This window comes from Thermoproteus thermophilus (assembly GCF_055392855.1).
In genome coordinates this window covers 508,485-528,311 of the sequence record NZ_AP042466.1, presented here as the reverse complement: position 1 = coordinate 528,311, position 19,827 = coordinate 508,485, and the positions used below count along the sequence as shown (strand labels likewise).

The 19,827-nt window shown below is 59.1% G+C and carries 18 protein-coding genes; 9 read left to right on the top strand and 9 right to left on the bottom strand.

All coding sequences use genetic code 11. The features are described 5' to 3' along the window. The first annotated feature begins 389 nt into the window (after positions 1 to 389). The gene (locus ACZ5PA_RS03095; RefSeq protein ID WP_464930827.1) at positions 390 to 956 is read left to right on the top strand and encodes a DUF998 domain-containing protein; all 567 of its coding nucleotides are present in this window, start codon (positions 390 to 392) and stop codon (positions 954 to 956) included. Here ACZ5PA_RS03095 and ACZ5PA_RS03090 read toward each other — a convergent pair. The 7 genes from ACZ5PA_RS03090 to surE form a co-directional block, all read right to left on the bottom strand. Beyond that, positions 953 to 1,093 (bottom strand): hypothetical protein, encoded by a 141-nt coding sequence (locus tag ACZ5PA_RS03090; protein ID WP_464930826.1) that lies wholly within the window; start codon positions 1,091 to 1,093, stop codon positions 953 to 955. The two genes, ACZ5PA_RS03095 and ACZ5PA_RS03090, sit on opposite strands and share 4 nt — an antisense overlap. Before the next feature lie 250 nt (positions 1,094 to 1,343). After that, the gene (locus ACZ5PA_RS03085) at positions 1,344 to 1,553 is read right to left on the bottom strand and encodes a hypothetical protein (protein WP_464930825.1); all 210 of its coding nucleotides are present in this window, start codon (positions 1,551 to 1,553) and stop codon (positions 1,344 to 1,346) included. A 219-nt stretch (positions 1,554 to 1,772) separates the two neighbouring features. Further along, positions 1,773 to 2,138: a hypothetical protein gene (locus ACZ5PA_RS03080; RefSeq protein WP_464930824.1), complete on the bottom strand. Its 366-nt coding sequence runs from the start codon at positions 2,136 to 2,138 to the stop codon at positions 1,773 to 1,775. Positions 2,139 to 2,446: 308 nt separating this feature from the next. Continuing rightward, a complete protein-coding gene (locus ACZ5PA_RS03075) occupies positions 2,447 to 5,011 on the bottom strand; it encodes a hypothetical protein (RefSeq protein WP_464930823.1) in 2,565 nt (854 codons plus the stop codon). A 33-nt stretch (positions 5,012 to 5,044) separates the two neighbouring features. Next, a complete protein-coding gene (locus tag ACZ5PA_RS03070; RefSeq protein ID WP_464930822.1) occupies positions 5,045 to 7,228 on the bottom strand; it encodes a hypothetical protein in 2,184 nt (727 codons plus the stop codon). Positions 7,229 to 7,259: 31 nt separating this feature from the next. Next, a complete protein-coding gene (locus ACZ5PA_RS03065; RefSeq protein ID WP_464930821.1) occupies positions 7,260 to 7,580 on the bottom strand; it encodes a hypothetical protein in 321 nt (106 codons plus the stop codon). A gap of 340 nt (positions 7,581 to 7,920) precedes the next feature. Further along, on the bottom strand, positions 7,921 to 8,736 hold the full coding sequence (surE, locus tag ACZ5PA_RS03060) for a 5'/3'-nucleotidase SurE (RefSeq protein WP_464930820.1): 816 nt from the start codon (positions 8,734 to 8,736) through the stop codon (positions 7,921 to 7,923). Between the two features lie 280 nt (positions 8,737 to 9,016). Between surE and ACZ5PA_RS03055 the strand changes: the two genes are divergently transcribed. From ACZ5PA_RS03055 to ACZ5PA_RS03030, 6 genes are all read left to right on the top strand, one after another. Further along, the gene (locus ACZ5PA_RS03055) at positions 9,017 to 9,313 is read left to right on the top strand and encodes a hypothetical protein (protein ID WP_464930819.1); all 297 of its coding nucleotides are present in this window, start codon (positions 9,017 to 9,019) and stop codon (positions 9,311 to 9,313) included. Continuing rightward, on the top strand, positions 9,310 to 11,256 hold the full coding sequence (locus tag ACZ5PA_RS03050) for a hydantoinase/oxoprolinase family protein (protein ID WP_464930818.1): 1,947 nt from the start codon (positions 9,310 to 9,312) through the stop codon (positions 11,254 to 11,256). The genes ACZ5PA_RS03055 and ACZ5PA_RS03050 overlap by 4 nt, the downstream gene beginning before the upstream one ends. Further along, a complete protein-coding gene (locus ACZ5PA_RS03045; protein ID WP_464930817.1) occupies positions 11,253 to 12,812 on the top strand; it encodes a hydantoinase B/oxoprolinase family protein in 1,560 nt (519 codons plus the stop codon). Before ACZ5PA_RS03050 ends, ACZ5PA_RS03045 begins: the two co-directional genes overlap by 4 nt. A gap of 155 nt (positions 12,813 to 12,967) precedes the next feature. Next, positions 12,968 to 13,879 (top strand): hypothetical protein, encoded by a 912-nt coding sequence (locus ACZ5PA_RS03040; RefSeq protein ID WP_464930816.1) that lies wholly within the window; start codon positions 12,968 to 12,970, stop codon positions 13,877 to 13,879. Positions 13,880 to 14,299: 420 nt separating this feature from the next. Beyond that, the gene (locus ACZ5PA_RS03035) at positions 14,300 to 15,442 is read left to right on the top strand and encodes an ABC transporter permease (protein WP_464930815.1); all 1,143 of its coding nucleotides are present in this window, start codon (positions 14,300 to 14,302) and stop codon (positions 15,440 to 15,442) included. Then, positions 15,439 to 16,158 (top strand): ABC transporter ATP-binding protein, encoded by a 720-nt coding sequence (locus ACZ5PA_RS03030; protein ID WP_464930814.1) that lies wholly within the window; start codon positions 15,439 to 15,441, stop codon positions 16,156 to 16,158. Before ACZ5PA_RS03035 ends, ACZ5PA_RS03030 begins: the two co-directional genes overlap by 4 nt. Here the strand turns inward: ACZ5PA_RS03030 and ACZ5PA_RS03025 are convergent. Both ACZ5PA_RS03025 and ACZ5PA_RS03020 read right to left on the bottom strand, forming a co-directional pair. Then, positions 16,133 to 16,855, bottom strand: coding sequence for an MqnA/MqnD/SBP family protein (locus ACZ5PA_RS03025; protein WP_464930813.1), 723 nt, complete (start codon positions 16,853 to 16,855; stop codon positions 16,133 to 16,135). The genes ACZ5PA_RS03030 and ACZ5PA_RS03025 overlap by 26 nt on opposite strands. Positions 16,856 to 16,997: 142 nt before the next feature. Next, positions 16,998 to 17,948, bottom strand: a complete 951-nt coding sequence (locus ACZ5PA_RS03020; RefSeq protein ID WP_464930812.1) for a metal ABC transporter solute-binding protein, Zn/Mn family — start codon at positions 17,946 to 17,948, stop codon at positions 16,998 to 17,000. A gap of 205 nt (positions 17,949 to 18,153) precedes the next feature. On the opposite strand from ACZ5PA_RS03020, the gene ACZ5PA_RS03015 reads away from it, so the two are divergent. After that, positions 18,154 to 18,885, top strand: coding sequence for a metal ABC transporter ATP-binding protein (locus ACZ5PA_RS03015; protein ID WP_464930811.1), 732 nt, complete (start codon positions 18,154 to 18,156; stop codon positions 18,883 to 18,885). Beyond that, positions 18,869 to 19,747, top strand: a complete 879-nt coding sequence (locus tag ACZ5PA_RS03010; protein WP_464930810.1) for a metal ABC transporter permease — start codon at positions 18,869 to 18,871, stop codon at positions 19,745 to 19,747. Before ACZ5PA_RS03015 ends, ACZ5PA_RS03010 begins: the two co-directional genes overlap by 17 nt. Positions 19,748 to 19,827 lie beyond the last annotated feature (80 nt).

Here is a 19,827-nt window from a genome sequence, read left to right as displayed (position 1 = left end):
TTGAGTCTTGATCTTGAAAAAATACAAAATGATACTGGATTAGTCGTCGAGGGCTATTTCCTCGCCCCTCAGCCCTCTAGGTGGTCGACTTATTGTTAGTGCCTACAGCCAGCTCAGTCGGCTTGACGCTCGCTTCTCCCGGCCATAAAGCGGAATGCGCTTGGACGACAAGACGTAGATCCTCCATGCGACTGTCAAGAAGACAAAGAGGGCGCTCGACTCTGTCGGCAACATATGGGCGCCTCCTGTGCGCCGGCACGGCCTCCCGTTGGCCATATGCCGGGGCGGCGGGGACGCGCCTCCGCCAGTCCCGGTATTCGACCTAGCGACGTCCGCGTAGTAGGGGCTCGTCCGAGCTATGTTTCATTATATTAAGCCCCCTCGGTATTATGGCGATTAAGATATACGGGATGTTGCTCGCGGCGGCCGCTCTACAATTCATAGCTGTGGTCCAAATCGCGCAAAGCCTCTATCCAGGATACAGCGTTTGGGCCAACTACATCAGCGATTTGGGCAATAAGGACTTGGCGGGATCCGCCATTGCGACCGCGTTTAACGCCTCGGCGGCTGTCTTGGGGATACTAGTGGCGATCTCCTCGTACGGCCTGGGGCGCATCACGACGAGGAGGGCCCTGTGCACGACGTCGTTGGCGCTGTCCGGGCTGGGGGCCTTGGGCGTGGGCCTTTTCCCGGAGGGATCCCCCATGCACCTACATACCATATTCGCGCTCATGGCGTTCCTCTTCGGCGGAATAGCCGTGATCGCGCTCGGCCTCTACACGGCGATGCCCAAGGCCATGAGGCTACTCGGCGTAGTCCTCGGGATAATTTCCTTGACCTCGCTAGCGGCGTATATAGCGCTGGGGGAGCCCCCCATCGTCGAGAGGCCGGTGGTCTACCCTATACTAATATACGCGGTTTTATACGGGCTTTATGTGGCCGTAAAATGGGGTTAGTTTAGAAGCGAACACCTCACGACTCTCACCTCTTTTCTGTCAGTACATAGCTCCTTATTAACCCCGAAGCACTTCACGTCCAGATACGGCGCTATCAGCAGATGCGACGACGTTATGTACTTCTTCAGCTCGATCATGTATATATCATACAAGGGGGGCTAAAAACTAGAAGGGTGCGTGCAACTAGCGCACTAGAATGGGCTTAGTGCGCGCCCCCCTCGCCCCGCATCCTAGTCGGCCAACGGCCTCACCTTCGGGGCGGTTCACGGCCAAGGCGTTTTTAGACAAATGCCACGGCTACACGGCTCTCCAAGCAGTAACGCCGCAGGAGGGAAAAAGGGGATTTAACCCCAGCTCCAGGCAACGCACTTAGCTCATGTAAGGGGGTTACAGAAATTCTACTTCGTCGACGTCGCTGTCCAGCAAGTACTCCATCAAGGCTTGGACCCCCTCTTTCTCGTAGACGGCGAGCAGCTCCTCAATTAAGTCGGCCGCGCCGCGAACTACAACAACACTATTTCCAATTTCAACCACCGGGGCGGGTGAAAAGGCCCCGGCCACGGCGATTATTTTCGTTACTTCCTTTGGCAATTTCATGTCTCTACTTGCGCGTGCCGTGCGTTGAACACTTGCCCCGGCCATCTGCCTTTGTCAAAATTTTGAAAACTAGGTAAAAGACGGTTTTCACGGCTGTATAGGCGGTCAAAGCGTGTTCACAAATGTAAAGAGCCATTTTCCCACCGAGTTGGGGGTATATGGAGTCTCGGGGGGAAGGCGTCGGCGACGCTTAGACGAAGATTACATCTAGGGAAGATTTTATACAGCTCCAGGCGCCTGTTTTCTGCAGTCGAAGACAAATTTGGTTGCGACAGTGTAGTATTTCACGTCGCATTTGTCTTTTACCTCATCCCAAAGCTTCAACGCCGCTTTTCCCGCGCCTCTCGACATGTCGGGGATTTCGGCGTAGGCCTCGGCGTCGCGCCTCGCCGCACGCTTGTACGCCTCCCACATCACTTCGTCAAGGGGCTTGTCCATGCACAGCGCCTCCAGCTTCTCTCTCCTCCATTCCACTCCGTCGAACACTTCCACCTCCGCCACGGGGCCCTCCACGGGGACGAGCCAGTACCTCCCGGCCCTCCTCCCGCCCTTGGCCGGGGCCTTGACCACGGCCACGCAGACCACGTTGATATTTTGTACGGCCAAATAAGTAGAACACCACTAGTCTGAACCCAAACGACGAGAAGAGAGGCGTCCTGTCTTTTCCTGTCCTCGCCGATTTTTTCGGCGGGTCCTGAATTTCTGAAAACGCCGAATTTCTCGGCGTGTAGGAACGGCTGAATATCCTACGCCTGGAAAATTCGCCTAGTCAGGACGGATCAGGATCCGGCGGAAAAACGGCGGGTGTAGGAAAATTCAGGACGCCGAATTTGTCGGGTCTGGGTTGTTAAAGTAGGAAGTGTTGAAAAACGTTGGGGGTTGGGAAAAAGGCGTTATTTTCTGCGTCTTCTAAGCAATACGGCCGCAACTACCGCTGTAGAGGCTACCGTGTAGGGGCTGATTGGGGAGGCGAATTGCTCTACTCGACACAGCTTGGTGGTGGTGACGTTTAGCTCTACGACGCCGGCTGGAGAGGCCCAGGCCCCGCGCCCGCAGAGTCTTGCGTATGTAAGGGGGTTTGGCACGCCTAGCAAGTCCTTGGCCTCAAGGCGCAGATACGCGTTGTAGACAACAGTGTAGTTAATTGGCCCATCTACCGCCACGACGGGCACGACGGGCGTGTAAAACACATCGCCGACGCGGGTGGCGTTCAGCACGACTACGCTCCCAGCCCTCCTCCACCCCTCTACCGTCTTGTCTAGAGCTGTTATCTTCGTCCAATACTCCCTGGCGTACGCCACCGCGACGTTTTTAGGCCCGTCGGCGGCCACGAAGGCTGGTTGCGGGTCTACGAGCCTAGTCCCATTGCCGAAGTCCACGACGGGGGGCGGTCTCACGACTTCGCCGACGGGCGTCCAATTGGCGTAGCGCCAAGCGGGGGCCTCCACGACAAGCCAGTAGAGGCGCTGTCTATAAGACACTGTGCAGTTAGCAGGGCCCGACACTACGAAAGTACAGGAATTGGGGGCCGAAACGGCCGTGCCGTTGCCCAAGTCTACAAAGGCGGGGGGCGTGTAGTTGAAGAGCGAGCCCTCTACAGCCCAAGTTGCGTTTGCGCCAAGCGGCGTCTCTGCCACCACTCTGTACAGCCTAGTGGCGTTGTACAAGACGCGGACGGGGCCCAAGACGGGCACCTCTACAGGCGGCGAGAAGGACAGCTTCACGTCTCTGCCCTTGACAATCGCCGCGATGGGGGCGAGGCGTAGGGCAGTGCCGTTGCCCAGGTCTACAAACCTCGGCGATGGGCGGACCACAGCCCCCTCGGCCACCCACTGGTCCTCCTCCCAGCCAGCCGCCGTGTGCGCCACCAAATACAAGCGGGTGACGTTAGCCGCCACCACCGCCGGCCCCTTGGCCCTAACCGCCGAGGCGTTGTAGGCAGTGCCGTTGCCCAAGTCTACAAAGCGGGGCGGGACCTCCACCACGCCGTCGGACCAGTAGTCTTCGAAGCCCCAGGGGTAGACCACCCTCACGCGGTACTCCACCTTCGAGACGGACGCCTCCACCTCTACAGGCCCCGCCACGTACAGCTTAATCTCGCCGTAGTGATACTTCACGTCGCCCACCACCTCGGGAGGCGGCGTGTAGACAAAGGTAGAGTTGACGTCTGCGGGCACGACGTACCTCCCAGCCTTAGTCACAATTGTGACAGGCGCTTTTGTACACGAAAAGCTACCGGGCCCCGTCACCACGTACCACCCCGGCAGAGAGACGTTGTACGCCCTCTCAAACGGCACAACCCCGCCCCCCGCCACGCCCTCGCCGAATTGACACTTGAGAATAGAACCTCTAAGAAGCTTCACGACGCGGCCAAAAACCAACACGTCGTACTCCGGATTCTCCACGATCTCGGCCTCCCTAGACGCTCCAGGCCTCACATATACACTAACGCCGTCGAACTCCACAGCGGCTTGAAGCTGACCAGCATATGGATGGCCGCCTTTGTCGACTACTAATGTCTCTAGTCCGTGGCTTGAGGCGTATTTTGGCGGTTGCCACGCAACCACGCCTGGGATGTCGGTGCCGTTGTCTATGTAGAGCCACGCGCGGCCGAGCGGCTTTAGGGCCTCTGCGTTATATGACGTGGATATGAAGGCCGTGGCGAAGCTCTGCATTCCGAAGAGCTCGTAGGGCCCGTTGAATAAGAGGCCGGTGGCGTTGAAAGTCTTCATCAGGCGGCCGTCTACGTAGACTTCTACCTCCCTGCCGGTGGCCAGGATAGTGATGTTTCTAGGCGGGGGCGCGTCTACGCACTCGTCTTGCGGAGCTACTTCCTGCCTCCCTTTTAGGAAATCTTGGTGGCTGAACCAGCGCCATACAATACACAGCTTTTCCTCCCCCGTGTAGTAGTAGTGGTAGGCCACTGTGATAGTCAAAATCTTGGCGCACGTGGGGCAGTTCACGGGGTCTGACGTGTAGTACACTATGGGCCGCCCGAACCAGTCTGTGCTGTATGAGGGGATCCAGTCGAAATAGTACACCCGTCCGTTCACCTCCACCCTCACAGATGCGTTGAACACCGGGCCGTCTCCCGCCTTCACAGCCGCTGTGAGGCCGTACACGACGGCCACGGGCCACATGTTGTAGATGTCAAAAATGTCGTGGAAGTAAAGCTTGTACCACCTCACGTCATTCTTGGCGTCTATCTCCGGCACGTCGAAGAGGGCCATGGCCCTCTTGTAGTAAGTCTCCCTCACCGTGCCGTTGGGAAGCCAAGGCGAGGCGGAGGGGCCGGGCATCCCCCGCCAAAGCCCCACCTTCTCCACAAACCACTCGGGCCCAAAATACGCCACCAGCTTTGTTTCATATTTTACCCACCCCTCTGCGTATGAGGGGTAGTAGTACACATACGCCAAAGCCAGCGCGGCCAGGGCCAGTACTAGAAGCGCCGTTCTCATAGAGAAAAAAGCGCCGGAGTTTAAAATGTACGCTTATTGTCCACAAATAACTTTGCCATCTTGACCTGTAGTCGCACCGCCTAGCGAGCACATCATGTCGTTTTTCTGGTCGTAGTATGAGTACGTCCCCGTCCCTGGGTTGTACACCGTTTGCCAGAGCTCGTCCACTGTGTAGGTCTTGGTATTGCCCTTGCAGTCTATCTCGATGATTTTCCACTTTATCCAAATCTCGTCGTAATACTTGCCGTTGCCGAGTTTTGTGAGGTTTTTGTCGTATATCTCCACCGGCTCTTTGTATTTCGTCGTCCAACACACCGGCTCGATTTCTGGGATGGTGCCCCCGCCGCTGGCGCCCCCGCCCGAAGGGCATTCCGTAGCCGGTCCCCCCTTTATTCTCATTGTTTGCCCCCAGTAGGAAACCGGCTTGCCGTCGTAGTAGAGCTGTGCAAATATGCTAAAAACGTACTCGGCTAATTTGCCCTGATAGATACACTGCCAATCGATACACACTGGATTGCTACTACACCATAGCAGTTTTTTGTCCAAGCTGTAGACCAGCTTATACGGCTTTATCGAGGGTATCGTCCTCACCTCGTATAGAAGCGGCACCGAGATGTGGTCGGCTGGGCCGTAGACGGCGTTCCAAGTAGGCAACGGCTTTCTTTGAGGCGGCGGGACTGAGCTCGGCCAGTAGCCCCCGGCCGTCTTCCGTGCGTAGGCCAGCTTCGCGGTGTAGTTGCCGGCCGGCACCTCGGTCAGATTTAGCATTACTGTAGAAGTGAGCACGGCACATCCCCCGGTAGCACATGGGACGGTTTGAGAGCTATTATACTGCACAGTTCTAGAGGCTAGGACCTTGCCACTGGCGTCTGTTACAGTGATCGTTACGCTTGTAGTTGTAACCGCGGCCGTCACGTTGTAGACTCCGTCTGGCAACACGAGCTTTATCGTCGAGTTGGGGTCCGCCAAGTCGTACCCGGGGACGCCCACTGTGACGAGCCAGTGCGTGATGTTGTGCCTGGCCTCCACGGCGTATGTCCTCACGGGGGAAAGCGCGCCGAGCCCCGCCAGTTGCGAGCCCCCCTTCATGACGGCCCCGGTCTCCCCGATTAAGAACTGGCCGTTGCCGCTGGCGTTGGCGTAGACCGGGAGCGCCGGGAAGGCCCACAGCCACATGTAGCCAGAGCCAGCACTCCCCGGGGCGTAGAATCGAGTATTGTTATTGACGGAAGGGAATTCAATGGAAGCGTTTATTCTCAGTACAAACGTAGTCCCCACTTTCTCCCACCTTGCATTAAGTGGGTTGAATGCATACGTCCCGGTGTCGTTTACCAGCACAGAGGGGTACAAGGAGTTTACGCTTTGGTCTAACATGTAGAGGACGCCGTTTGGCAACTTGGCACCGCCTAGACACGAGGCGGGATTTGAGCTACAGCTTGACGGCACGTAGTATTTCGGAGCGCCTTTGAACAACATGCCGTTTATAAACGTGTAGTTGCCGCTTCTTAGCACTGTAAAGGCGATTCTCCAGTCAAGCTCCCAATATATGAAATAGTATTGTTTGAGGCCTACTATTGGCAAGCTCTGATTGGGGAGCAAAATTCCGAGTAGCTGTACGTCGGGCGGCACGGTGTAGAGGCCCGGCAACGCCCCTGGGCCGCCTGGGCTTGTCTCCGTAGAGCCCACCCCTGCGAAGAGCAGGAGCGGCACGTCGCCGGTGTTGACTACGCGGATGGCGCTGTCTCTAACAGTGACGGCCAACATGGGGTTGTCGGCGGCTAGCTGGGCAAGCGCCTCGGCGAAGGCGAGGAAGCCGCGCCTAATCTCGCCGAGGTCGAGCATGTAAATACCCCTCACCTCCCCGGTGGGGCACACTGCCTTGAACTGGAGGGCCCTGGCGGCTGAACCCCTCGCGATCTCCAGCACCACTGTGTCGTTGCATCTCGCGTATACGGGCAACCACGTCACGTTGCCGTAGGGCGCCTTTACATTGAGGTCGTAGGGAGCGCCGTTTATCCAAACCCTCTTCACCACCACATCGGCATAGGCCGGCACGACGCCGAGTTGAAACACGTCGCCTACCCTCATGGCGGTGGGGTAGGCAAAGGCGTCGGACCAGTCTACAGCAGACGCCACCGGCAACGCGAAGTAGCCCACGGCGGCCAACGCCGCGGCTGCCAAGGCCACGGCCACCACGAACGCCAAGACTTGGTCCATAGAAGAGGAAAGAGGGGGGAAAAGACGTTGATTACGTATTGACCTGGACAACTGCGGCGCCGTTTTGCACAGCCGTGGCGTTGACAAGCGACATAAAGACGTCCCAGCCCCCAGTGGAGAGGTCGCGGAATATGCCAGGCACGGCCAGCCACTCGACGTACCACTTAGCCACGGATCCGTATTCCTCATAACGCGCGACGTATACGGCCTCTGTCCAAGTCTTATTCACGTTTTTATACAGCTGGCCGAAGGTGCCCTCGAACCAGTTCTGAACCGCAAAGGCCTGCCTCAGCGTCTTCCAGAAGTTGTCGAAGGCCTCGCTGCCGGTCTTCTCGAGCCCGGCGCTTTTCAAAGCCTTTAAAAGGTTGAGGAGCTGGCTAATTGCTGTGTCAATATCTCCAACGATGTATACTACATATTTTTCGCTACCCATTGTGACGTTTGCTGAAACCCCCAAGCCTTGATGGAGTACTTGCTGGACAGCGACGTCGACGAAGTAGAATTTCTGTAACCCCCTTACATGAGCTAAGTGCGTTGCCTGGAGCTGGGGTTAAATCCCCTTTTTCCCTCCTGCGGCGTTACTGCTTGGAGAGCCGTGTAGCCGTGGCATTTGTCTAAAAACGCCTTGGCCGTGAACCGCCCCGAAGGTGAGGCCGTTGGCCGACTAGGATGCGGGGCGAGGGGGGCGCGCACTAAGCCCATTCTGCTCTTATGGATTTGTTCAAGACGTCGGTTAGTCTCTGCAACGCCGTCAAGTCGAGCTCTCGCCTAGGCCCCAAGACGTTCATGTCGAAGCTCAGAGGAGTCAAGGCTATGTTCCCCTCTTCGTGGACGACGTAGACGTCGGTGCCGGGTTCCGCCTTAACGAGCTCGCCGTAGAGCCAGTAGTACGGAGAGCCCCTCGGATCCCTCCTCTTGTCCACCTTTTGGGAGAACTTCATCTTGGCGGCCGGCACGATCTTAACCTCGACGTTCGGCTTGAACCTGCGTGGGAAATTTATGCTTATCACGTCGACCCCCTTCGGCATGCCCTCCTCGGCGAGGAACTTGACGACGGCTCTGGCCACGTTCCTCATAGCCGATATCAAGGCGGGGTCCTCGAGGAGCTCCCCCGGCTCGCTCACGTTAGCCGAGAGAGCGACGGCGGGTATTCCCAGAAGCGCCGCCTGCATCGCCGCTCCGATCGTGCCAGAGGATAATATGACTTGTAGCGAAGTGTTATCCCCTATGTTCACCCCGGAGAGCACCAAGTCGATGTGGTCGACTATTTCCAGCACGGCTAGATAGACGGTGTCCGAAGGCGTGCCCGACGTGGCGTACAACTGCAGCCCCTCTAGCTCCATCTTGGAGACCCTCAACGGCTTATGTAGCGTGATGCCCAATCCGGACGCCGACTTGGGAGTCTCGGGGGCCACCACGTACACCTCGCCTAAGTCCTTGACGAATGAGTACAACAGACGGAGCCCTGGGGAGTAGATGCCGTCGTCGTTAGTGACAAGTATGTTCATGGCCCTCACTCCGCGGACTTAATATATCCGTAAGCGTAAACCATGGCGATGGTCGACCCTGCATATCCGCAACTCGACGGCGTTGTTCTTTACTGCAGTAGTACGTTCTTGCCCAACATCGTCGGCGCGCTTAATCTAATCACATCAACCGAGAAGTTCTCCGCGATTATCCTATTCGCCGTGTTCGACCTCGTGGGCATAATCGTCGGCGGCTTCCTCGCAGAGCGCCTCGGCAACGTGGTGCCGATAACTATTATTCTTCATAATAGCGGCTCTCTTGGTGGAGGTGGGGCTATCCAGCCTCGCGGGACTAGCGGCGTTGGCCTTGCTGACAGGTATAGCGCACGGCATAGTGTACACGCCCGAGGCCGCATATCCCGCCGAGCTCTTCCCGACGTTGGCGAGGAACACCGGCGTCTCGGCCGCGTACCAAATAGGAAACGCGGCCATAGCCAGCACGGCGCCCTACGTTATGACCGCGATATTGGGTTATGGCCGTTTTTGGGCCGGAGTATACTTAGCGGCGGTGGCGCTCGTAGGGCTCATCGGAGTTGTAATATATAGGCCTAAGCGATGAGCTTAGTCGGAGTCGACGTAGGGGGGACCTTCACCGACTTCGTCGCAGTGGACGAGAACGGCGAGGTGAGGACCTTGAAGATCTTGTCGACGCCGAGGGAGCCCGAGAGGGCAGTCATAGAGGGGCTTTCTTCCTTTAAATTCTCCGAGGTCCTACACGCGTCGACCATAGGCACCAACGCGCTTCTGGGACAAATAGGGCTCGAGGTCCCCAAAGTGGCCTTCTTCACGACGAAGGGCTTCAGAGACGTCGTGGAGATAGGCAGGCAGAACAGGCCGAGGCTCTACGACCTCTTCTTCCAGAAGCCCAAGCCCTTGGCCCCGAGGGAGTTGAGGTTCGAGGTGGACGAGAGGACCCTCCCCGACGGGACCGTGGAGAAGGCCGTGGACCCCGGGCAAGTGGCCGAGCTGGCTAAGAGGGCTAAGGCCGCCGGCGCCGTGAGCGCGGCCGTGGGGTTTCTGCACTCCTACGCGAACCCCTCCAACGAGGAAGCGGCAGCGAGGGTCTTGAGGGAGTATTTCGAGTACGTCACTACGTCCTACGAGGTGGCTTGGGAGCCCAGGGAATACGAGAGGTTCTCGACGGCATTGGTGAACGCCGCGTTGATGCCGCTTGTCGGGAGGTATCTGGCCGAGCTCAAGAGCTACGTGGAGTCCCGGGGCGGGAGGATGTACGTCATGGCCAGCTCGGGGGGTCTTGTGACCGTGGACGAGGCGGCTAGGAGGCCCGTCCAGCTGGTCGAGTCGGGGCCCGCGGCCGGCGTAATAGCCGCGGCCGAGTTGGCGAGACTTCTCGGCGAGGGGCGCATTATATCCTTCGACATGGGCGGCACGACGGCGAAGGCCGGGACCGTCGTCGGCTTTGAGCCGGCCATAACCACCGAGTACGAAGTAGGAGGCGAGAGCCACAAGGGGAGGATCGTGAAGGGCTCCGGCTATCCCGTGCGTTTCCCCTTCGTGGACTTGGCTGAGGTGTCGGCCGGAGGCGGCACCATAATCTGGAGGGATATAGGCGGCGCCTTGAGGGTCGGCCCTCTGAGCGCAGGGGCGGATCCGGGCCCCGTCTGCTACGGCAGAGGCGGGACGGAGCCCACAATCACCGACGCCAACTTGGCGCTGGGCAGAGTCCCCGACTCCTTGGCGGGGGGTCTACTGAAGCTCGACGCAGAGGCGGCTAGGAGGGCCCTCGCGAGGCTAGGGGATCCCGTCGAGGTGGCCGACTTAGCTACGCGGCTCGTGGATCTAGAAATGGCCAGGGCCATTAGGCTGGTCACGGTGGAGAGAGGGCACGATCCCTCCTCGTTCGCGTTGATGGCTTTCGGAGGCGCCGGCCCTCAACACGCGGCCCAACTCGCCGAGGAGATCGGCATAGGCCGCGTCCTTATTCCGCCGATGCCCGGCGTCTTCACCTCTCTCGGCATGTTGATGGCCGATTTCAAGTTCGAGGCCCGTATGGCCTACCCAAAGGACGTGGCCGCGGGCTTCGCCGAGCTTGAGGCGAGGTTGTCCCGGTATAAGCCCGACTACTTCTTGAGATACGCCGATGTGAGGTATAAAGGACAAGGATGGGAGTTGACTGTGCCCGTGGGGGCGGACGCGTCGCTAGACGCAGTGAGGAGGGCCTTCGAGGAGAAACATGCGGCGATCTACGGCTTCACGCTTGACGAGGAGATAGAAGTTGTCACCATCAGAGCCTTCGCCGTGGTGAGGAGGGCCAAGCCGAGGCTAGCCGATCCGCCGGCCGAGGGCAACCCCGGCGCCTCGGAGAAAGAAGTCTATTTCGACGGCTGGGTCAAGGCTGCTGTGTATAAGAGGGCCGAGCTGCCGTTGGGGTACAAGGTCAAGGGACCTGCGCTGGTCGTGGAGGACTACTCGACCACAGTCATACCGCCGCGTTGGGAGGCGACAGTGGGCAAATACGGCGTGTTGGAGCTGAGGCTATGAGGTGGGAGATAGTGCACAGGGCCACCGAATACGTGGCGGAGGAGGCGGGCGTAGCGTTGAGGAACTCGGCCTTTTCGCCGAATATAAGAGAGCGCATGGACCACAGCGTAGCCGTCGTGGACCCACAAGGCCGTATCGTCGCGCAGGCCGAGCACATCCCAGTCCACTTGGGGTCTTTCTACGTGGGGGTGAAAAACCTCCTGGACTACATGGCCAAGGAGGGCGAGGAGCTAGAGGAGGGAGACGCCGTGCTGACCAACGACCCCTACATCTCGGGCACCCACCTCAACGACGTAATGGTCCTATACCCCGTTTACTGGCGGGGCAGGCTCGTGGCATACATAGCCTCTAAGGCCCATTACGTTGACGTGGGAGGGCCGTTGCCCGCGTCGCTTAACCCTAGGGCGAAGACCCTTTATGAGGAAGGCGTAGTGATACCGCCGGTGAGGATATTGAGGCGCGGCCGGATCAACAAAGAGGCGTTGGGGTTCATCCTCGAGAACTTCAAAACGCCGGCCGTCGCCAAAGGGGATCTCGAAGCGCAGCTCGCGGCCTCGCGCGTGGGGGCCGCCAGGGTGAGGGATCTCTTCGAGAAATTCGGCGATGTGACAAATCAGTGGGATGAGGCGATAGAATACGGCAGAAGGCTCGCGTTGGCCGAGATAGCTAAATGGCCTCCGGGCAGATACGAGGCCGTGGACTACCTCGACTGGGGCGGCGAGATGTTGCCCATAAGGCTCGCCTTGGAGATATCGGAGAGTGGGATAAAGGCCGACTTCGAGGGCACGGCGAGACAAGTCGAGGGCCCGGTCAACGCGGTCTTAGGCGTTACGTTTTCCGCGGTCTCGTTCGCGACGAGGTCCGCGATAGGGGGATATCTGCCGACAAACCACGGCTTCTACAGCGTTATAGAGATAAAGGCGCCTGAGGGCTCATTAGTGAATCCCGTGAAGCCAGCGGCGGTGGGGGCGGGCAACCTCGAGACCAGCCAGAGGGTGGCCGACGCGACCTTTTTAGCCCTCTCCAAGGCGCTTCCGGGCAGGATACCCGCGGCGGGCTCAGGCACTATGATGAACGTGATGATGGGCGGCATGTGGAGAGGGCGTTATTGGTCCTACTACGAGACCATAGGCGGCGGATCCGGCGGAAGGCCCAACGGCCCCGGCGTGTCGGGAGTCCACGTTAACATGACCAACACCTTAAACACGCCAATAGAGATAGCGGAGAGGGAATACCCCATAAGGTTCACCGCCTATATGATAAGAGAGGGCAGCGGAGGGCGCGGGAGGTATCCGGGCGGCGACGGGATAATCAGGGCGTTCAAGGCGTTAGCCCCCGCCACGCTCTCGATAATAGCCAGTAGATTGGCGATAGGCCCTTGGGGCCTCGAGGGCGGGGAGCCGGGCAAGCCGGGCAGAATCACTATAAAGAGGCGCAGCGGCGAGGTCGAGGCGGTGGGGAACAAGACCGTGGAGCTCGCAGAGGGCGACGAGGTGGTGATAGAGACGCCGGGAGGAGGAGGATACGGCCGTAGGGAACCGGAGCCGCGCTCATAGCGGGCGACAACGGCCCCCTCGGCGGCCGATCCTGCCGTTATATTCAACGAGCTCAGCTTATAAGCCTTATCCGCCATGCACGGAGCCTCGTGAATAACGCCGGAAAGACCCAGGCGCCGTGCACAAATTTTTAAGCTCGAATCGACAAGGAGGATATGAATTGGCTCCAAATCGCGTTGAACCCGCCGGGCGGGTTGCGTTTGGGGGAAATACTCCTACTATCCTTCTTGCTGGGGGTCCTACACGGCGCCACGCCCGACGAACACACTTGGCCTATAACTTTCAGCTACGCCGTGGGCAAATACAGCACAAAGGGCGGCGTCAAGGCCGGTTTTCTATTCTCGTTGGGCTTCACGGCGCAGAGGGCCTTGTTGACCACGTTGGGCTTCCTCGGGCTGGCCGCTATATATAACAAATACAACCTAGACGGCCCTGTCTATATCGCCGTCGGCATAGCCATGGCGGTGGCGGGCTCGTACGTGCTCAAGGGGAGGTATATACATTTGCCTATAGACGTCGTGTTGGGAGGGCGTAGACATCACAGCGATAGGGTCGGCGGCGTGCCTATGCACGAGCTGGAGGAAAGGGACGTCCCGTTGGGCATGACCGTGGTGCACGGCTTAATAGCAGGTTTCGGGTTCGGCACCTATGCCAGCATATTGACCTTCGCCTTGGCCCCCCAAGTCGGCTCCCTCGCGTACGCCCCTCTGCCCGGCCTCTTCTTCGGGCTGGGCACGATGCTTATGCAGATGGCCTTCGGGGCGTTGTTCGGGTCCATAATGAGGATCAAGAGGCTTACGGAGGACCAAATAACCAAGATCGCGAGGCGCACCGCCGCCTTTACCCTCTACTACGGCGGGTTGTTGTTTATAGCGGCCGGGATCCTCGTGTTGGCCTTGCCCGTCGTAGATAACTTGGCGATAGCCACAGGAGTGCCCGTCCCCAACCTAGACTCCATAAACATAGGCACGATGCTCGTCTTGACCGTGGTCGGCGCGATAGGCATCGGCACTATGCTCAGAGAGATAAACAAAGCGACGAGCGCCTATAGGGCAACTCGGCGTTGATACATCGCTCCACTCGACTTGGCCTCCCGCAGTGTAGCCTCTAATCGCTCCGCCCAGAGGCCGCCGACAGCGGCCCCGCGTCGCAAAGAGGATACCGAAACGGCGCCGACTCGCGCCACGGCCACGCTAAGCCCATTTGCGTAAAGGCCCATCGCCCACATCTATGCCCAACAACGGGAGGCCCGACGCGGTTGCGTAAAGGGCTGTGTTTAACGCCAAACCAGGACCGACTCAAAGGATGTCGAGGTATCGTTTACGCCCTCTGGCCTTTCCTCTTGGGCCTCGCCGTCCCGTCGGCGACGCAAAGGACCTCGCGTCGTGGGCCCCGCCTCCTCAGCGGCTCGCCCCTAGCTAATGTAGTCTAGTAAAATCCGCGGATCGCGAGGGCCCGCCAAATATTTTTACGCCTCGTCTAGAGGCATGGGTGCCTTCACGGCTATAGTGACCAAGGACCTTAAGGAGATTCTCGTCTCGCGGTTCTTTGTGGCCTCGCTCGTGGGAGGCCTCGCGGCCCTCGTCATCTTGGGGGTCTCGCTCAACATGGCCGTATCGAGCGCGAAGACCCCAGCGGGCAAATTCGCCGTGGTCGTGAACAAGACTACGGAGCTCGGGCTGAAGTATTCAGATTTGTTGAAGAGCCTCGGCGGCGAGATCTACGACAACTTCACGCCAGATCTGCTGGACAAATACGACTTCGTCGTGATAGTGCCGGAGAACTTCAGCCTCCCGGCTGAGGTCGAGGTATACGCCCGCTACAAGGGGCTCTTATCCCTCGGCGTGCCTCCCGTGTTGAACTACGCCGCGGCTGAGCTGGCGTCAGAGATAGGCTTGCCGTCCCATTTAGTGAACGTGAGCATGGCCCTCTACATAGATGGGGTCAAGCTCAACGAGGCTGAGGCGGCTTCCCTCTTAGGGCTATTTTTATTCTCCTTCATCTTCATGCTCTTGGTGCCCCTCATAGTGGCCTCGACGGCTGCCATAGCCATGGGCTTAGAGAAAGAAAAACGCACCTTCGAGCTCATACTCTCCACGCCCGCCACGCCGAGCGTGTTGATATGGGCGAAGCTCGTCAGTACGTTGATATTGGCCTTGATCCAATATTCGGCGCTGGCCGTCGGCCTCTTGATCTATTTTACGAACCTCTCCCGGGCAACCTCCCAGTATATGCCCCCCGGCGCGGGCAGCGCGGCGATCACCACGATTTCGCCATCTATCGCCGCGTCGATCCTCGCCTCAACGCTGGCGCTGTCCGTATTCCTACTGGTGATATCCTTCTTGGTAGCTACTAAGTCCGAGGACATAAGGACGGCTCAAAGCGTCGGGATGTTGGTTATATTGCCCTTCGTGCTTCCCTCATTTGCGGCGTTGTTCCTACCTCCTAGAGCGTTGGAGGTATACCCCTTCCTGCACCCCATGGCCTCCGCGTATTCGGCGCTGGCAGGTCGGTGGGATAGAGTCCTCCTCTACTTGCTCGAGGATTGGGGCATGGCGATAGCCTCCCTCATCGTTGCGCTTAAAGTCATCACGGCGGAGTTCCTAATAACCGGGAGGCTGAGGAGATGATACGCGCTGTCCAACTCCGCAAACGCTTCGGCCGCGTCGAAGCGTTGAGGGGTCTCTCGATGGAGGTGGCCGAGGGGGGCGTGGCGGGCCTAGTGGGGCCCAACGGCGCTGGGAAGACCACGACTTTGAGAATCTTGGCGGGTCTTCTAAAACCCGACGGCGGATACGCCGAGGTCCTAGGCGTTAGAACAAACGCCGCCGAGTTCAGAGGGGTGAAGAGGTGGATCGCCTATTTGCCTGAGGAGATCTCGCCCTATGACAACATCACCGGCAAGGCGTTTATAGAATTCGTGCACGGCCTTTACGGCGTGGACAACTCGAGGGAGGCGGTCGAGATCTCGGGCCTCGGCAGTAGGATAGAGGATAAGATAAAGACGTACTCCAAGGGCATGAAGAGGAGGCTCGTCGTCGCCGCCCTCTTGACGGTCGGCGCTAAGGTCCTCCTCTTGGACGAACCCACGGCGGGCGTGGACGTGGCGCACGCGGTGGAGATAAGGAGATTAGTGAAGGAGTACGCGAAAGCGAGGGGGGCCTCAGTCGTATACTCGAGCCACAACTTGCTCGAGGTGGAGTCCATCAGCGACTACGTCTACTTTATAGATAGAGGCGCGATAATCGACGAGGGCCCTCCCCAGAGGCTCATCGAGAAGTACTCCGCCGCCGATTTAGAGGAGGCGTTTGTGAGGGCCGTCAACGCGGCGAGCTCAAGAACTTGAGGGCCGGGAGCCCCAGGATCTCGGCCTCCCTCTCCATATGCCTCACGCCGTCTTGGCCCACGATATAGCGCGACCTGGAGTAGTACTCCTCCAAGAGGCTCTTGCTCACGCCCAGCCTCTTCGCCACAGACTCTATTACGGGGCGCGGGTCCTCGTAAAAGGAGGCCACGGATCTCTCCATCTCGGCCAACGCCCTCTCCGCCTCGGCGCTCCACCTCCTCGCGACCAACACGGCGAAGAAGAGCGGCGATCCGATCCTCGCATGCCACAGCTCTCCCACATCGACCAGGTAGGGAATTCCCCTATCGGCCATCCTCAACGCCTCGTCCCCCACGACTAGTACGCCTCTACACCTCCTCAACGCCTCCCAAGGGTCCTCCACTCTGACGAACTCCAGGCCTAAAAGACGGCGGAGGACCAAGGCGCTTACAGTCGTGTCGGACACGGCGCAATACGCCGAATCGCCGTCGCCGCGGAAGAGCCGGGCCGATATTATCGGCCCAACGCTGTATATGGCCAAACGGGGCACTACTGGAAAGCCCAGCTCAGCCGCCATGGTGATCGGGACGAACCCCAGCTCCGCCGCCCCGTCCGCCAACAGCTTAGCCGCCTCTAGGTTGCCCGCCTCTAGCACCTCGAAGCCGACCTTCCAGAAGATCGGCTCGCTGTGGGCGTACCGAATTCTGACCACCTTCACTGCGGCGAATTAGTTGTCGATATATAAGTTAAGGCGCTCTCTTTCGTTGTAGCGACGCGACAGCCCTCGCTAGGTCTACGGCCGACGCGCCGGAGTTCGCCGTAGACCGACTGGGTGCTCAAAAACCTAGGATTCAGAAAATTTACCGACTCCTCTTCAGCGCCAGGAAGACGACTGCCGCCACGACAGCAACTGCTACAAGCGTTGCTGAGATCAGCCAGATATCGGCTACTGCAGGCGTCGTCGTTGCAGTGGTCGTCGCCATGGCTATGGCGGACATCTGGGCCGTGAAGTTCTTCAAAGCGGAGATGTACCCTCTAGAGAGATCCACCACTACTACCTTCGGCGTAATTCCCTGCTCTTTGGCCTTCTGCACGAATTGGTCTATAATGCGTGCCGACTCCCCGCTGACTAGGACGGCCACGACCGGGGCCCCCTCTTTGGCGTATTGAAGGGCCTTTTGGACGTCCTCGGGGCTGGGTGGCACTTCGGGGTCCTTCACGACCACGACGATATCCCTGTATCCGAGCCAATATAGTAAGTATTGGGCCGCGGGCGTCAAGGCGACCGCCTTGCCGGAGAATCTACAGCAATAAGTGGCGTTCAACTCGCGTAGCTGGTTCAAGAAGTGCTCGTCGGGGCTTAGGCCTGTGGCCTTGGAGACGGCCTCGACGAGCTTGAACACGTTCGGCGGGAAGACCCCGTGGTCGTGCGGGTTCACGCCGGGGCCGTAAGCGGTCAGCCTCCCGTCGTACGTGAGGTAAGATTGTATCGCCGTCAAGTTTATCACCTTAGCCTTTATCTCGCCGTTTTTCGCCATCTCGGCTATTTTGAACTCGAAGGGCGCGTGCATCGACAACACCACGACGTCGCTCTCGTTTAGGCTGCGGAGGAGCTCCAAGTCGCTCGCCGTCAGTTGGTACTCGTGCGGATCGGACGCGCCCTTAGTCAACAATATCAAGTCGGCGTTGGGGAAGGCCGCTTTCAATATTGAGTCATACGCCGGGAAGGAGACCACGATAGTCACGGCTTTGGCGAAGACCGCCGCGAGCAACAGAGCTACGAATATTGCGATGCTCGCCCTTAAGGCCATGTGACGAAGAATCGGCGAGTTTTTAAATGTTGTGCACGGAATCGGCTAATAAGTCCTTGGATTATCGGAGCTCTGTGCACGACGAAATTACGCCTCGAATACCGGGTCGCGCGACGGCGGCTCCTCGCGTCGTGCACGATGACGGCGAGATTACGACGAGTATACACCGGCGCTGTGCATTTATATGCATATGTAAGATCCGCATATGTCGCTCCGCGTCGAGAACGTGACCGTGTTCCGGGACGGGCGCCCCGTGTTGCGAGACGTCTCCTTCACGGCGTCTAGGGAGTTCGTGCTGGTGGCGGGGCCGAACGGGGCGGGGAAGACTACTTTGTTCCACGCCATACTCAACATAGCGCCGTACACGGGGAGGATCTGTATAGACGACGAGTGCGGGCCTAATAGGGTCAAGAAAGTCGGCTACGTGCCGCAGACGCTCAAGAGGGAGTCGTACGCCACGGTCTGGGAATACGTCTATCTCCCTGCCAAATTCAGAGGCGTGGAGCGCGCCGCCGAGAGGGCCTCGGAGGCGTTGAGGATCGTGGACCTAGACAAAGCGCGGGACCGCCCCATCACGGCGTTATCGGGCGGGGAGCTTCAAAGGGCCGCCATCGCCAGGGCGTTGGCCATAGGCGCCGACGTTCTGTTATTGGACGAGCCGTTGGCGAACGTGGACCCGGAAGGGCGCGTGGAGCTGTTAAGGCTCCTGAGGGAGTTGAAGAGGGAGAGGACTATATTGATGTCCTCCCACGATTTGACCCTGCCCTCGGATCTAGCGGACAAGGTCTTGCTCATCAACAAGAGGCTGGTGGCGTACGGCGCGGTGGACTTGGTGTTTAGAGAAGACGTCCTCTCCAGAATTTATAGGTACGTCAGACTCGCTAAGACCCAATACGGCTATGTGTGCGTCACCGAGGATTATGCCCATCCCTATTGAGGCCCTCGCGGTAGTCCTCGCGGCCGCCGCGTTGGCCTACGCCTATTTTGCCACCCCGTCGTTGTTCGCGCCGTTGGTGTCCCTCATGATATCCTCGATAGTCCTCGCAATGCACAGCCCCCTCGCGTTGAGCAGAAGGATGGCGTTCTTGGCCCACGCCCAAGGCCACAGCGTGTTGACAGCCGCCTTGGCCGCGGCCGCCGTCCTCGCCGCAATAGCCGTTGGGGAAGCGCCGTCCGCCTTCCTCCTAGCCGCCTTGGCTTTCATGATCGCGTTGAACTTGGCCGTCTTGGCCGTGGGGAGGCTAGGCTATAGGGAGGACGTGGCGACCGGCGTGCTCATGTCGGTCCAAATAACGGCCGCCGTCGCGCTCCTCTACATCGTGAGGATGTTCTACAACGTGGACCCCTTGGCGTTGATAACCGGCGAGTACGTCTTGGTGAGCCTCCGCGACGTCGTGGCCCAAGCGCCGTTCGCGGCCCTCGCCTCGATCTTCCCCTTGGCGTACGGCACGAGGTATCTCTACGCCGCGATAGACGAGAGCTTCGCCGAGGCCGTGGGCTTGAGCCCCCGCAAGCTCGACAAGTTGTTCCTCATCTCGATGTCGCTCGCCGTGGCCTCTAGCGTCTACGCCCTGGGCTCCCTCATGCCGGCGGTCCTCTTGGTCATGCCCGGCGCTATAGCCATGAGGTACACGAGGAGCTTGACGAGACAACTGCCGACGGCTACGTCCTCGGCCTTGATAGCGGTCTCCATCTCGCACTTCATCTACACCTTAATCCCTTGGCTTTGGCCGAGCGTCGCGGTGGGCGTCATCATGTCGTTGATGTTGTTCGCCCCGACGAGGCGCACCTCGGGCTGAGGGGCGCACGAGCATAATAAGCACCGGCTATATAACCCATAGTTCCCGTTGGCTTGGCTTCTCGATGGACGTGGAGAGGG

What these genes read in the sequence shown, in the direction of transcription:
- ACZ5PA_RS03015 (WP_464930811.1), top strand. Translation starts at nt 18,154, where the DNA reads ATGTCGCTCCGCGTCGAGAACGTGACCGTGTTCCGGGACGGGCGCCCC.
- ACZ5PA_RS03035 (WP_464930815.1), top strand. Translation starts at nt 14,300, where the DNA reads ATGGGTGCCTTCACGGCTATAGTGACCAAGGACCTTAAGGAGATTCTC.
- ACZ5PA_RS03075 (WP_464930823.1), bottom strand. Translation starts at nt 5,011, where the DNA reads ATGAGAACGGCGCTTCTAGTACTGGCCCTGGCCGCGCTGGCTTTGGCG.
- ACZ5PA_RS03040 (WP_464930816.1), top strand. Translation starts at nt 12,968, where the DNA reads ATGAATTGGCTCCAAATCGCGTTGAACCCGCCGGGCGGGTTGCGTTTG.
- ACZ5PA_RS03085 (WP_464930825.1), bottom strand. Translation starts at nt 1,553, where the DNA reads ATGAAATTGCCAAAGGAAGTAACGAAAATAATCGCCGTGGCCGGGGCC.
- ACZ5PA_RS03030 (WP_464930814.1), top strand. Translation starts at nt 15,439, where the DNA reads ATGATACGCGCTGTCCAACTCCGCAAACGCTTCGGCCGCGTCGAAGCG.
- ACZ5PA_RS03050 (WP_464930818.1), top strand. Translation starts at nt 9,310, where the DNA reads ATGAGCTTAGTCGGAGTCGACGTAGGGGGGACCTTCACCGACTTCGTC.
- ACZ5PA_RS03070 (WP_464930822.1), bottom strand. Translation starts at nt 7,228, where the DNA reads ATGGACCAAGTCTTGGCGTTCGTGGTGGCCGTGGCCTTGGCAGCCGCG.
- ACZ5PA_RS03095 (WP_464930827.1), top strand. Translation starts at nt 390, where the DNA reads ATGGCGATTAAGATATACGGGATGTTGCTCGCGGCGGCCGCTCTACAA.
- surE (WP_464930820.1), bottom strand. Translation starts at nt 8,736, where the DNA reads ATGAACATACTTGTCACTAACGACGACGGCATCTACTCCCCAGGGCTC.
- ACZ5PA_RS03090 (WP_464930826.1), bottom strand. Translation starts at nt 1,093, where the DNA reads ATGATCGAGCTGAAGAAGTACATAACGTCGTCGCATCTGCTGATAGCG.
- ACZ5PA_RS03020 (WP_464930812.1), bottom strand. Translation starts at nt 17,948, where the DNA reads ATGGCCTTAAGGGCGAGCATCGCAATATTCGTAGCTCTGTTGCTCGCG.
- ACZ5PA_RS03045 (WP_464930817.1), top strand. Translation starts at nt 11,253, where the DNA reads ATGAGGTGGGAGATAGTGCACAGGGCCACCGAATACGTGGCGGAGGAG.
- ACZ5PA_RS03010 (WP_464930810.1), top strand. Translation starts at nt 18,869, where the DNA reads ATGCCCATCCCTATTGAGGCCCTCGCGGTAGTCCTCGCGGCCGCCGCG.